The 12,849-nt window shown below is 51.7% G+C and carries 12 protein-coding genes; 11 read left to right on the top strand and 1 reads right to left on the bottom strand.

Going from position 1 to position 12,849, the window contains the following annotated elements; translation table 11 throughout:
- Positions 1–61: 61 nt before the first annotated feature.
- On the top strand, positions 62–928 hold the full coding sequence (locus FPZ45_RS18905) for a GNAT family N-acetyltransferase (protein ID WP_186438462.1): 867 nt from the start codon (positions 62–64) through the stop codon (positions 926–928).
- 81 nt (positions 929–1,009) lie between these two features.
- On the opposite strand, the gene FPZ45_RS18900 is transcribed toward FPZ45_RS18905, so the two are convergent.
- The gene (locus FPZ45_RS18900) at positions 1,010–2,029 is read right to left on the bottom strand and encodes a stalk domain-containing protein (protein ID WP_144705354.1); all 1,020 of its coding nucleotides are present in this window, start codon (positions 2,027–2,029) and stop codon (positions 1,010–1,012) included.
- 241 nt (positions 2,030–2,270) lie between these two features.
- On the opposite strand from FPZ45_RS18900, the gene FPZ45_RS18895 reads away from it, so the two are divergent.
- From FPZ45_RS18895 to FPZ45_RS18850, 10 genes are all read left to right on the top strand, one after another.
- Positions 2,271–3,134 carry a MurR/RpiR family transcriptional regulator gene (locus FPZ45_RS18895; RefSeq protein ID WP_144705352.1) on the top strand — a complete coding sequence of 288 codons (864 nt, stop codon included), beginning with the start codon at positions 2,271–2,273 and terminating at the stop codon, positions 3,132–3,134.
- Positions 3,135–3,298: 164 nt separating this feature from the next.
- The gene (locus tag FPZ45_RS18890) at positions 3,299–4,174 is read left to right on the top strand and encodes a sugar phosphate isomerase/epimerase family protein (protein ID WP_144705350.1); all 876 of its coding nucleotides are present in this window, start codon (positions 3,299–3,301) and stop codon (positions 4,172–4,174) included.
- Positions 4,171–5,307 (top strand): Gfo/Idh/MocA family protein, encoded by a 1,137-nt coding sequence (locus FPZ45_RS18885; RefSeq protein ID WP_144705348.1) that lies wholly within the window; start codon positions 4,171–4,173, stop codon positions 5,305–5,307. The genes FPZ45_RS18890 and FPZ45_RS18885 overlap by 4 nt, the downstream gene beginning before the upstream one ends.
- A 21-nt stretch (positions 5,308–5,328) precedes the next feature.
- The gene (locus FPZ45_RS18880; RefSeq protein WP_144705346.1) at positions 5,329–6,225 is read left to right on the top strand and encodes an AraC family transcriptional regulator; all 897 of its coding nucleotides are present in this window, start codon (positions 5,329–5,331) and stop codon (positions 6,223–6,225) included.
- A gap of 110 nt (positions 6,226–6,335) precedes the next feature.
- Positions 6,336–7,676, top strand: a complete 1,341-nt coding sequence (locus FPZ45_RS18875) for an ABC transporter substrate-binding protein (protein ID WP_186438461.1) — start codon at positions 6,336–6,338, stop codon at positions 7,674–7,676.
- Positions 7,677–7,739: 63 nt separating this feature from the next.
- On the top strand, positions 7,740–8,615 hold the full coding sequence (locus tag FPZ45_RS18870; protein WP_144705342.1) for a carbohydrate ABC transporter permease: 876 nt from the start codon (positions 7,740–7,742) through the stop codon (positions 8,613–8,615).
- Positions 8,608–9,444 carry a carbohydrate ABC transporter permease gene (locus FPZ45_RS18865; protein ID WP_246120499.1) on the top strand — a complete coding sequence of 279 codons (837 nt, stop codon included), beginning with the start codon at positions 8,608–8,610 and terminating at the stop codon, positions 9,442–9,444. The genes FPZ45_RS18870 and FPZ45_RS18865 overlap by 8 nt, the downstream gene beginning before the upstream one ends.
- A 62-nt stretch (positions 9,445–9,506) precedes the next feature.
- Positions 9,507–10,514, top strand: coding sequence for a zinc-dependent alcohol dehydrogenase (locus FPZ45_RS18860; protein ID WP_144705340.1), 1,008 nt, complete (start codon positions 9,507–9,509; stop codon positions 10,512–10,514).
- Positions 10,515–10,541: 27 nt separating this feature from the next.
- Positions 10,542–11,375 carry a sugar phosphate isomerase/epimerase family protein gene (locus tag FPZ45_RS18855; protein ID WP_144705339.1) on the top strand — a complete coding sequence of 278 codons (834 nt, stop codon included), beginning with the start codon at positions 10,542–10,544 and terminating at the stop codon, positions 11,373–11,375.
- Between the two features lie 230 nt (positions 11,376–11,605).
- Positions 11,606–12,838: an anhydro-N-acetylmuramic acid kinase gene (locus FPZ45_RS18850; protein ID WP_144705337.1), complete on the top strand. Its 1,233-nt coding sequence runs from the start codon at positions 11,606–11,608 to the stop codon at positions 12,836–12,838.
- Positions 12,839–12,849 lie beyond the last annotated feature (11 nt).

The following is a 12,849-nucleotide window of genomic DNA, read 5'->3' as shown; positions in this document are numbered from 1 at the left end:
GAAACAGTTTGATAGCTTGAGAATGAAGAGTAATATTTTTCCGGTTAATGGAGGGTTTGATATGATTCGTTACGAAAAATTAAGCCGATTATCCGCGGAGGAGATCGTCGATCTATGGAATCGGGGCTTTGAAAATTACTTCTCAAACGTACAGACGACGGTGGATCGTTTTTTGAACCGGGTCGCGAACGAAGGGTTGTCGCTTGAACGCTCGTTCGCCGCATTCGAGGATGATCGACCGATCGGAATTATCGTTAACGGATTCAGAACGAGAAACGGCCGAATATTCGCGTGGAACGGAGGAACAGCCATAGTCCCTGAATATCGCGGAAAGGGTTACGGCAAAATGCTGATGGAACACAATATGGCCTTGTACGCGGAAGAGAAAGTAGACGAGGCGCTGCTGGAAGCGATCGCGCGGAACGAAGCGGCTATCCGGTTATACGAGAGCGTCGGCTACCGTAAGGTCGATCGCCTTGCCTTCATGCAGCATGAAGGAGCATTGGATTTGACCGCTCCCGAAGGATACGAATATCGCCGCGGGTTGCCCGAGGATATAGGAGAAGCGGAGTTCGGCGGGGGGAGATCGACATGGCAGGCGCAAGCGGCCAACATGGGCAAAGGGGAATGCGTGCAAGTATTGGCAGACGGTCGATTGGTCGGCTATGCGTTCTATAAGACGCTTAAAGGAGAAGATGGCAGCCTATCCGCCCTGTATCTCTACCAATGCGAAGCGGATCCGTTAAGGCCGGATCGCGACGAGATTCTGTCGGCCGCTCTTGCCCAAGCCTTCCGTCCCCTGGAGTCTGCGATCAAGAGAACGGTCGTTAATCTGCCGGAATCCCATTCGAACCTCTATTCCCTTCTATGTAAATTGGGATTCGAGAAGACTGTCGAGCAGGTTCATTTGAAAAAATCAATGAGCTAGGGTGCACCCACGCTCCAAATCCGCCGGCATCGGGCCGGCGGATTTTTTTGGCGTTTCCGGAATGCAGAAACTTCGATGCACTTAGAACAACCTGCGCGCCGTGACGAATCTCTTTTTCCATTTCTCGTCGAAATCGTCGAAATGAACGCCTTTTTCTTTGGAGTAGGTATGGAGTATCCGGTTGTCGCCCGCATAGATGCCGACGTGGCCGATCTCCAAGCCTCTGGCTCCGAAGAATAATAGATCGCCGACTCGAAGCTCGTTCAGTCCGACTTCATTGCCTTCTTTCGCCTGATTATACGAGATTCGCGGCAAGTCCATGGAGAGCACGTCTTCGAAAACGAGGTGAACGAACGAGGAACAATCGAACGTCGAAGTCTGGCCGAGGGCCGCCCCGAATTCGTAAGGCGTGCCGAGATACTTTCTGCCGTAAGCGATCAATTCTTCGCCCTTAAGCTTGACCAGCGAAGGACTCTCGTAATCCGTATAAAGCGGCTTCGCCGATACAAAACCGATTTTACCGTCCTTCGTGCGCGCCTCCAGCCAGTTCGCATCGATCTCTCGAAGCACTTGGATTTTCTCGCCTTTGGCGAGCATTCGCACGATCGGAGTATTCGCACCGTTAGCGGGAGCGGCGCGCAGGTTCACGCCGTACGACACCGTATTTGGCAATACCCCCGAAGTCGAGATCGAGATGTCGCCCGAGTACGAATGCCATTGCACGAGATTGCCCAACGTCTCGCTTACGAAACGGAGCGGAACCATCGTCGTGCCGTCTATGATTTTCCCAGGCTGCGCCAGCGCTACAGATTCGCCGTTCCTGTATGCCGTGTTCTCCCCGAGCCGGTATGTAAGGGTAACGCCGTTCTTGACCGCTATTACCGTTTGCGTCGCGTTCGTCCATGTCACCGCGGCATTCTGCGCTTCGAAGATGGCGCGCATTGGAACGAGGGTGCTGCCGTCAACGACGACGGGCTCGGCGGCAAGCGTCAGTCTCTTGCCATCGACGTAGATGTCAGGCAAAGCTTCGGCGGCATGCGCGGCAACCGTTTGTCCAAGCAGCAGGCCGGCCAAGGCGATTGATCCGATTTTCGTTTTCATAGTTGTCTATCATCCCTTTCATCGTATGCCTTACAAGGTTGGACGAGGGGAGACCGCACTCGGTTGTGCGGAAAATAATGGGGCTTCCGGAAACCAAATCCGGAAAAACAGGTCGAAATTAGCGGAATTCGCTCGAAACCTCTCTTGTCTTTTCCATATATTACGCTTAATATAAGATCAAATCGGCATTTCCGGCATCCGGGTTAAGACGACTCTACGGATAAGGTGAGATGGAACGAGCATGGCTATTTACGATAACGTACTGATTAAAATACGGGATATGAAAGATAGCTTAACGCCCGTGGAGAAGATGCTTGCGGATTATATTCTGGCTAACGTGTCGGAGATCCCGCATCTTTCGATTAAAAATCTCGCCAAGGCAAGCAAGACGAGCGATGCTTCCGTGCTGCGTTTCTGCAAGACGATGGGTTACGGCAGCTATCGCAGCTTTATCGTGAGCATCTCGACATCGATCGGTTCGATGAACGACGAGCAGAAAGACCAGTACACCGATATCCAGCCGGGAGACGACCTGTCGACCATCATCTCCAACATCTCTTTGAATAATTGCAAATCCATCGAAGATACGCAGAGCGTCCTCGACCGCAACGAAGTCGCCAAAGCGGTGAAGCTGCTGCGGGGCAGCAGCCGGATCGTCTTTTTCGGTATCGGGGCGTCCGGACTCGTGTGTAAGGACGCGGAGCAGAAGTTTTCTCGGATCAATAAGATGTGTCACGCTTATACGGACGGACATAGCCAACTGACGGCGGCGACGCTGCTCGGCAAAGGCGACGTGGCGATCTTCATCTCGTATTCCGGAGATACGGCGGAAATTCTCGATACGCTCGAGATCGCCAAGAAGAACGGGGCGCACATTATCGCGATTACGAAAATCAACAAGAGCGAACTGGCGGACAAAGCGAACGTACTTCTTGGTATTTCCACGCCGGAAGTGACGATCCGCAGCGGTGCGATGGGATCGCGGATCGCGATGCTGACCGTGATCGACATTCTGTTCGCGGGAGTTGCGAGCGCGGAGTATCAGAACGTGAAGAAGTATTTGACCAAGACGCATAATATACTGGCTAGCAAGCACAGAAGATAAGATGGAAGGCGGGGCACCGGGCGCGAGTATCGGTGTCTTTTTTTGTCGAGGTTCGGGCCGTCATTGTTTTAGATAAAAAGTCAGATTTCCAGCTAAATCTTCAAGCTGCAGGGCGGCGTATAATTGAGTTGTTTTAAAAATCTTCTATAAGCAGGAGGTTGGACATGACTCAATTTAAAGGAAAGACGGCCGTTCACGCAATTACTTGGGGAGATAATCACCTGCTAGCCTTGGACGAGGCATCCAAGCTCGGCTTCCAAGCGATCGAGCCATGGCCGTCGTTTGCGCTTCAATACGAAGGACAAGCTTCGGAGCTGACGGAGCTTCTGGAGGAGAAGAAGCTTCGGATGACCGCGTTATATGGGGGAGCGTCGGGAGAAGCTTCAAGAAGGTTCGCGGATGTCTCCAAAAGACAGGATATAATCGATTTTAACGTGAGACTGGCGAAAATCGCCTCTCAATGCGGAGCAGGACATATCGTCTTCGGTCCCGGAGGTCCGCGCCAAGGGCCAGCTACTTTAGATGAACTCAAAATTGCGGCGCAGACGATCGACGAAGCGGCGAAAAGCATTTATCAGCTGGGAGTCAAAGCATGCCTTCACCCGCATCTGTGGACTGAGATCGAAAATCAGCATGAATTGGAAGCGCTTCTCGAAATGTGCGACCCTGACGTTGTTTTCTTCGCTCCGGACACGGCGCATCTCACCGGAGCCGGTATGGATCCGGCACAGCTCATTCGCAAATATAAGGAACGCGTCGCCTATGTGCATCTTAAAGATTTGACCAAAGAGGATGCGAAAATCGAAGATTTTCCAATGCTGATCGGCAATGAAGCGCTGCCTGTATTTTGCGAGTTGGGACTGGGGAGAATATCCTTCCAGCCGATTATAGAAGCGTTGATCGATATAGAGTATGACAGCTGGCTGACCGTAGAAATCGACCGCTCCACGAGTACGCCTTACCAGAGTCTGGAGATCTGCCGGAACTTTGTGGAGAACGAGCTCGGCATTCCGGTCAGAGCTGTTAACCCTGGAGTATGAGGAAAGTCCGTGTCGGAATGATCGGCCATTCTTTCCCGGGGCGAGTCCATAGCCAAGCTTATCGGGATCTGCTTGCGCATTCCAGGATCGGTATTGAGCCCGTTATGCAAACGATTGTCGGCCGGAGGGAAAACGAAGTAAAGCTTGCTGCGGAGGAGCTCGGTTGGCTGTCTTACGAGACGGATTGGCGACGACTAATCGAGAGAGACGACATCGATATCATTGACATCGGCACACCGGTTTCTTTGCATAGGGAAATCGCCGTCGCCGCAGCGGAGGCGGGTAAGCATATTATTTGCAGCAGCCCTCTAGCGGGAAGCAAAGCCGAAGCGGAGAAGATATGGAGGTCGGCACGCAAAGCCGGCGTCGTTCATATGGTTCCGTACCCGCTGCGCTATATGCCAGCCGTTCGATATGCGCGCAAAATCGTCAATGACGGCTTGCTGGGCGATATTTATCATTTTCGCGCACAGTGCTGCCCGAAGTCGAACGATCGTCTCGGAACCTCTTCCAAGCGTGAACTGCTGGAAGATTTGCTGGCCCATTCTATTGATCTGGGACGTAATTTAATCGGGGAAATTCAAGAGGCCGTCGGCATGAAAGACAGCACCGAATGTCCGGTCGGCAGCATGAACGGCACAACTACGTCTCCCCACGAGGAGAAGATCAGCCCGCCGAACGAAAATAGCTCGTGCGAATCGATGAACACCGCGCTGACCGCGCTTGTACGTTTTGACAACGGAATTATCGGCATCTTCGAGGTTTCGCAATTGGGTAAGGGCTTCCATCGCTCGAATCTGATCGAAATCAACGGGAATAAGGGCTCCTTGCGTTTGGATCTGGAAGAATTGAATACGGTCAGGTTATGTCTGCAGGATCCGGTGACAGGGAAGGGCGAATTCAGAAACATCGATTGCTCAGATTACGAAGCGCCGGGCGACGAACTCCGTAAGCTTGCCGGAAAGAAGAGCGGTTACGAGCAAGCGTTTGTTTATTTAATGCACGAGTTTATGCGAGGAATTCATGAGAATGCGTGTCCTTCCCCGAACTTCGAGGATGGATATAAGAACCGGGTACTCTTGGATGCAATCAAGCGGTCGGCCAAAACGCGGACATGGCTTAAGATTGGCTGATAGGGATTGGGGGTTCAGACGATGAATGATTGGATGGAAACCGTTTCTCCATTCGTGAGAGTGGTCAAAATTATTAAGTCCAAATCCCTTGCTGGCGAATGGATCGATTTTGATCATGTCTTTACTTATATCGAGCAAGGCGAGGCGGAATTCATCCTGAATGGGGTAAAGTATACGGCCAAGGAAGGGGACATTTTTCTCATGCCTCCTTTTCTTTCTCATATCATTCGCTCCACTTCCGACGTTCCCCTGATTCAATATATCGTTCATTTCGACCTTCATTACGACGAGACCCGCAGCCGCTGGAAGGTAACCAGTCTGATCAATGAGGAAACGGAGAAAATCTACGAGAAGGAGATGACGTTGTCGTCCGTCTATCCTGTCGTGCAGCTGCGAACAGCGGACCGCATCGATCTCAAGAAACGTTTTCTGCTGATGCAAAAGGTATTTTTGGACGACAAGCCGAACCGATCCTTACTGTTGAAGGCGATCTGTCTAGAGCTTCTTGGCTTTTTTATTCAAGGACAGATGGAAAGCAAAAACCGGGAAGGAACGTTAACCAAGGGCTGGGGGATCATCGAGAAGACGATCAACTACATTCAGGGGAATTACTCGGATCCCGAGCTGGACAACCAGACGATCAGCGAGCATGTTGGCGTGTCAACGAGCCATCTGTCGTTTCTTTTTAAGGAACAGCTGAATATTACGATTCACAAATATGTGACTTACGTGCGAATCGAGCAGGCCAAATTGCTGATCGTTAAAGGGGAAAAGACGTTAACGGTCATTGCGAACGAAGTGGGTTATTCCAGCATTCATCCGTTCAGCCGGTCTTTCAAGGCGGAGACTGGACTTACTCCGAGCCAATATTATGCCGTGCATTCGAATATTCGAAAAATAGATAAGGAGCGAGATTAAATATTTCTTCGTCGTTTTGGATAAAAAAACGTTTTTCTAATCAAAGACACCCCCATGGGCACCCCGGTATGATGGAGTTGTTCCGCCAAACACAAACAGGAGGGGTTCAAATGAAAATCGTTTCCAAAAGACGTAAGGGCATTGTATCCAAAGCTTTGATTTTGTTTCTCGTAAGCGCTTTTATTTTGACCGCTTGTGGAAAGTCGGATGATTCGAACACACCGTCGGCATCTGGAGGCAGCGGCGGTGGAGACAAAATCACGATCTCTATCGCACATACGAATGTGACCGACGATCCGGGTGCGAAGCTGTTCCGGGAAACGTTGCAGAAATTCAAGGACGCGCATCCGAACGTGGAAATTCGCGAGGAAGCGGTCGCTCACGATCTATATCGTTCCAAAATGACGACGCTTGGTGCATCCGGTGAATTGCCCGACGTGTTTCTGGCGAACGGATCGATGCTGATCGATTACGCGCCTAAAGGGCTGGTAGCCGAGTGGGACGATCTGCTTGAACAGGATAAAGAGTGGAAAGACGGTTTCCTCCAGGATGCTTTCGAGGACTTCCGAATTAAGGGCAAAATTTACGGCGTCGCTACCCAGACGTTGTCGGTCCATCTGATCTTCTACAACGAAGAAATCTTTAAGCAGGTTGGAATCCATGCATTCCCGGAGACGTGGAAGGATTTCGAGGATGCGATCGTCAAGCTGAAGGACGCGGGCTACATTCCAATCGCAATGGGCAACAAGGCGAACGTGCCTGTAGGTTCGACGTTGTTCAGCACGCTGGCCGATCGCGTAACCGGAACGCAGTGGTTCAACGGCCTGACGACTGGCGAGTCCAAATTTACAGATCCGGAGTTCATCGAGGCGTTAAAGAAGATTCAAGAGCTGAAAAATATCGGCGCATTTAACCCGGATATTAATAGCATCGACGAGGGTCAGCGCGACCCGCTTTATTTTAACAAGAAGGCGGCGATGACGGTCAGCGGCGCATGGTATGTCGGCAACCTGATTCAGAATGCTCCCGAGGACGTGTTGAATAATACGAAAATCGCCATTCTTCCTTCGACAGGCGGCAAAGGCGAGGCCGCTGCTGTGGCAGGCGGCGGAGGCTGGTCGTACGCGATTAATGCCAAGCTGACGGACGCGAAGAAAGCGACGGCAGTCGAATTGGTGAAAACGTTTACGAACGATGAATACGCAGCCGCAATGAAGAAGATCAACGGCTTCCCGGCTCGTAAATTGACCGACGACGGATCGACGGCTACAGCTCCGTTGACGCAAGAGTATTATAACCTGATGAATCGGGTCCAATTGACTCCGATCTACGATATCCGGTTGGCTCCGGCAACCGTCGAGGTCATCTACCGCGGCATTCAGTCGCTGCTGGCCGGCGCCGCGTCCCCCGAAGATATTGCGAAGCAGGCTCAAGACTCGCTAGGCAAATAACCGTAAGCGAAGGGGAAGGGGCGATTCGCGCCTTCCCCCTAGCCTTAGGGAGGAATCAAGAGATTGAGAGAGAATCTGTTCAAACTTCGAGTCAGTCAAGTGCTCAAGTATTTGGTGCCGATCTATCTGGTTTATGCCTTTGCTGTCATTCTGCCTCTCATCTTATCCTTCGTTTACAGCTTTTTCGATGATTACGGAACAAGCTTCTCGGGATGGGCGCCTTATTCGAAATTGCTGCAAGATTCGGATTTCTGGTTATCGTTCAAGAACAATATGATTCTTGTTCTTATTTGTGTGGCGGGTCAAGTCGGCATTGCCTTCATTATCGCGTCGCTGCTGATGAGCAAGGTTCTGAAGTTGAGGGGAATACACCGCAGAGCGATATTTCTGCCCGTTGTGCTTGCTCCCGTCGTGACAGGGTATCTATGGACGCTTTTCTATAACTATCAGTTCGGGATTTTGAACTGGTTCGTGAAGCTGTTCGGCGGCGACCCGGTTCTCTGGCTGGACGATCCGGCCAAGGCGATCTATCTCGTCTCGATTCCGCTGGTCTGGCAGTATGTCGGTCTTTATTTGATCATTTTCCTGGCCGGCATGCAGAACATATCGAAGGAAATCTACGATGCGGTGGAGATCGACGGCGCGAATTGGCGGCAGAAAACGATGTTCATCACTTTCCCATTGCTGAAGAACGTAACCCAAGTGGCGTTGGTTCTATGTATATCCGGAACGATGAAAACGTTCGATCATATCTTCGTAATGACAGGCGGAGGGCCTGGCAGAAGCACGATGGTCATGGCGCAATATTCGTACAACAATGCATTCCTAATGACGAAGCTCGGATATGCCAGCACTGTATCGATAGGGATGATCGTACTGAGCGGTGCGGTAGTTCTGCTCGTCTCCAAGCTGATTGGAGGGAAAACGGACAGTGACTAATAAAATGAAAATAGGGCTCCTCGCGGTCCCGGCTAATGTGCTCGCGCTGCTTTTTACGATAACCGCGATCTTCCCGATTGTGTGGATGGTCTATACGTCACTGAAGACGAACCCGGAATTTAGCTTGAGCCTGTTCGCTCTGCCCAGTCAACCGACGCTATCCAATTACGAGAACGCGTTCCGCGTCGGCAATTTAAGCAGCGCACTGTTCAGCAGTGTGTTCAATACGGTGCTTACGATACCGCTTATCGTGCTTGGGTCCTTTATTCTCGGCTATTTTTTCGCAAGATACAACTTTCGCGGGAAAACGACGATCCGCTTCGTGCTGCTCGTAGGCATGCTGATCCCGATTCATTCACTGCTCGTCCCGCTGTTTCTTCAATTTAAGTGGTTCGGCATGCTAGACACTCGGTTCACTTTAATCATTCCTTACGTGGCTTTTAATTTGTCCTTGACGACGTTTCTGTTTCAAAGCTTTATTCGGGATATACCGACGGAGATCGAAGAAGCAGCTTACATTGACGGCAGCACGACGGATTATGCCCTGTTCAGGATTATTTTCCCGATTTGCCTTCCGATGGTATCTACTGCGGTTATTCTGAACGTGCTCCATACGTGGAACGAGCTGCCCTTCGCGTTCATTCTGAACCGCTCAGCGGAGCTGTTTACGCTGCCGATCTGGCTGACTTACTTCAGTGGCCAATATACGACAGATTATACGGGGAAAATCGCCGGGCTTGTCATCACCTCTCTACCCATCGTCATTTTATATTTGTTTTTCAGCAACAAGATCATGAACGGAATGTCTGCCGGCGCAGTGAAGGGCTAGGCGGCTGCTGTCTTGTAGAATACGAGCTACTATCGCATCACTCATGAAAAGGAGTCAGTAGAATGGACAATAAAGAGATCGTATTCACCGCACCTTGGGAGGTTGAAGTTCGGGAAGCCGCCTTGTCGCCGAAGGCGTTGGCTGCCCATGAGGTACTCGTCAAAAAGAAGTATACGTTGATCAGTCCGGGAACGGAGTTGGCTTGTCTATCCGGGAATGAAAAATGGTTTCGCATGCCCGGGGTTCCCGGCTATGCGGCCGTCAGCGAAGTGGTGGAGACCGGAAACGGGGTCACGGATTTCGCGAAAGGGGATCTCGTCTTTCATTACGGGGATCATTCCGCTTACCAAGTCGTATCGGCCGAAGGGGTGTTCCTGAAGGTTCCTCCGGGTATTCCGCTGCAATGGGTTCCATTCACGCGGATGGCCACGGTCGCCTTCACTTCCGTGCGGGTATCCGATATCGAGCTCGGAGATCATGTCGTCGTGACTGGCTTGGGACTGATTGGGAATATGGCCTCCCAGTTAGCCAAGCTTCAGGGAGCGACTGTGTTCGGCATCGATTTTTCGGAGCATCGGCTTCAAATGGCGGCAAAGACCGGACTGGATGCCGGTTTCTCCGCAGGAAGTGAGGATGTGCATGATCAGATCAAGCAACTGACGAACGGTGAGGGTGTATCTGCGCTGATCGAGGCGACTGGTGTTCCGAAGGCGGTCGTCGATAATTTACCGCTGCTGGCCCGATACGGAGAGCTGATTCTTCTTGGCAGTCCGCGTGGGGAGTATCAGACCAACGTGACCGAGGTATTGAATTACGTTCATCTGATCAACTATGGCAGCCTGACCTTCAAAGGCGCGCATGAGTGGCGCTACCCGGTCGCTCGAGACCCGTTCGTAAAGCATTCCCTCGTCAGGAATTCCCAAATCGTATTCGATCTTATGGCGAATAAGAAGCTGCAGATCGAGCCGCTGATCAGTCATGTGCTGAAGCCGGAAGAGGCACCAACCGCCTATGAGGGGTTGAAGAATGACAAAGAGCGTTATCACGGCGTCGTATTCGATTGGTCTTAAACACAAGAGCGGGAGGGAGTATTAACGATGATAAAGGGGTTAACTCGTGCAGGTCTCGGTCTGATCGGCGACGATACAGCTTTGATCGAACAGGCTGCCGAGTATGGATTTCAGGCGGTCGAAGCGGATGCGGGACATTTGATCGGGAAGTATGGTCTTGAGGGAGCAGCCGATCTACTGAAAACGAACGGCATAGCGCTTGCGAACATGTCTTTGAACGTAGAGTGGAGAGGAACGGAGGAGCAGTTTCGAGCGGGGCTCGTTGCACTGGCTTCCGAAGCGAAAGCATCGGCTTCTCTCGGCTGCCTCACCTGCAGCACTTATATTTTGCCGTCGACGGATCAGCCCTCGGCTGCTTTTACCGTCGCTGCCGTTCGCAGGCTGCGTCAAATCGCAAGCGTGCTGGATGCATACGGGATGAGATTCGCATTGGAGTTTGTCGGTTCCCATCATCTGAGAACGCTGTTTCGCAACCCTTTTATCTATACAATGGAGGATACGTTGCAGCTTATTGATGCTATTGGTTCTGCCAATGTCGGGATGCTGCTGGATTCCTACCACTGGTATACGAACGGGCTGGGCAGAGAAGACATCGAGAAGCTGTCCCCTCATCAAGTCGTCTACGTTCATATTAACGACGCCAAGGATGCGCCGATTGAACAGCTTCTGGATAATGATAGGCTTTATCCGGGAGAAGGCGTCATCGACCTGCTGGGCTTCCTGCAAAGCTTGCGAACGATCGGTTACAAGGGAGTTGTCGCGCAAGAGGTCATTCAACGACAGCCCGTTGAGTTGACCGGTTCGCAATCGCTGCAGAGAACGAAGAGTTGCTTCGATCGGTTGTTTGATGGGCTTGGTTGATACTGAATCAGGAAGAGGAAATTGCGTTAATTTAGAAAAATGGCGGTGTCTGGGAAGCTGTTCCTCCCTTCACCGTTATTTTTTTTGAATGCTGGACTTGAATTTAAATAGTCATTTATAATTGATAATATTGAAATTTTATTTCAGATTTTCGTTGACGAGAAAAAACGCCCGGATTATGATTACGAAAGATTAACCCATAAGAGCAGATGAGGGGGCTGGCAAGGAGCATGAACGAGAACCGAAACAAAAGCGGAAAGCGCTATCACGATAAAGCTGCGCAAGATATAAGAGACATTCGTTATGCGGTAGGCTTAATGTCAGGTACGTCGGTGGATGGGATCGATGCGGCAGTCATTGAGATTCGTGAAGGGGAAGAAGGCGGACAGCCGCGCATTCGACAGTTGGCTTTCGAGAACACTCCCTATCCCGCCGATGTGAGAGAGGAGATCTTCGCGTTGTTCGATCCTGCGATCGCAACGGTTGATCGGGTCGGACGGCTAAACGTGCTGCTTGGGGAGTTATATGCCGAGGCGGCATTATCAGCCATCCTGCAGAGCGGCTTGAAGCCGGAAGAAGTTGCCGTCATCGGCTCGCACGGGCAAACGATCTATCATGCGCCCGATCCTTACCTCAGTAAAGGATACGATTTACGGTATACGGTGCAGATCGGGGAAGGCGCGGTGATTGCCGCCAGAACGGGGATTCCTTGTGTGTCCGATTTCCGCGTAGCGGACATGGCTTGGGGAGGTCAAGGGGCGCCTCTTGTTCCGTTTACTGAGTATTTGCTGTACAAGGAATCCGATCGGACACTGCTTCTGCAAAATATCGGCGGCATCGGCAATGTGACAGTTCTTCCCGCCGCCAGTGCGCCCGAGGAGGTATACGCTTTCGATACGGGTCCTGGCAACATGCTGATCGATGGCGTTGTGTCGCGTTTATTTCCAGGTCTGTCGATGGACATCGGAGGCAAGATCGCTAGTGAGGGGCGTGTCGACCCAGAGCTGCTCTCGCTGCTCAGCGGGGAGTCCTACTATACGCAGCCGCTGCCGAAGTCGACCGGGAGAGAGTTGTTCGGAGCTGCATACGTCGATCGCCTGCTCGCTTATCGGGAAGAGCATGGCCTGTCGGAGCGCGATCTGGTGGCTACCGTGACAAGGCTGACCGCCTGGTCGATCGGCGAGGGCTATCGTCGGTTCATTATGCCCAAGCACACGGCGAATGCGATGATCGTAGGCGGAGGCGGAAGCTACAACCCGACCTTGATCGGTATGCTGAAGGACGAGTTAGAGCCGCTGGGTGTTCAGGTACTTACACATGAAGACATCGGATTAAGCAGCGACGCAAAGGAAGCGGTCGCCATCGCTTTGCTGGCGGATTACGCGATCGCTGGCAAGCCCAACAGCCTTCCGGGAGTCACGGGAGCGAGACAAGCGGCAGTGCTGGGGAAAATCTCTTACTAACATAATAGGAG

Origin of the sequence: Cohnella terricola (assembly GCF_007786475.1) — a bacterium.
Taxonomy (GTDB): Bacteria; Bacillota; Bacilli; order Paenibacillales; family Paenibacillaceae; genus Cohnella; species Cohnella terricola.
The sequence above is the reverse complement of the archived record's forward strand: the minus strand, read 5'-3'. Positions and strand labels throughout refer to the sequence as shown.

What these genes read in the sequence shown, in the direction of transcription:
- FPZ45_RS18905 (WP_186438462.1), top strand. Translation starts at nt 62, where the DNA reads ATGATTCGTTACGAAAAATTAAGCCGATTATCCGCGGAGGAGATCGTC.
- FPZ45_RS18900 (WP_144705354.1), bottom strand. Translation starts at nt 2,029, where the DNA reads ATGAAAACGAAAATCGGATCAATCGCCTTGGCCGGCCTGCTGCTTGGA.
- FPZ45_RS18895 (WP_144705352.1), top strand. Translation starts at nt 2,271, where the DNA reads ATGGCTATTTACGATAACGTACTGATTAAAATACGGGATATGAAAGAT.
- FPZ45_RS18890 (WP_144705350.1), top strand. Translation starts at nt 3,299, where the DNA reads ATGACTCAATTTAAAGGAAAGACGGCCGTTCACGCAATTACTTGGGGA.
- FPZ45_RS18885 (WP_144705348.1), top strand. Translation starts at nt 4,171, where the DNA reads ATGAGGAAAGTCCGTGTCGGAATGATCGGCCATTCTTTCCCGGGGCGA.
- FPZ45_RS18880 (WP_144705346.1), top strand. Translation starts at nt 5,329, where the DNA reads ATGAATGATTGGATGGAAACCGTTTCTCCATTCGTGAGAGTGGTCAAA.
- FPZ45_RS18875 (WP_186438461.1), top strand. Translation starts at nt 6,336, where the DNA reads ATGAAAATCGTTTCCAAAAGACGTAAGGGCATTGTATCCAAAGCTTTG.
- FPZ45_RS18860 (WP_144705340.1), top strand. Translation starts at nt 9,507, where the DNA reads ATGGACAATAAAGAGATCGTATTCACCGCACCTTGGGAGGTTGAAGTT.
- FPZ45_RS18855 (WP_144705339.1), top strand. Translation starts at nt 10,542, where the DNA reads ATGATAAAGGGGTTAACTCGTGCAGGTCTCGGTCTGATCGGCGACGAT.
- FPZ45_RS18850 (WP_144705337.1), top strand. Translation starts at nt 11,606, where the DNA reads ATGAACGAGAACCGAAACAAAAGCGGAAAGCGCTATCACGATAAAGCT.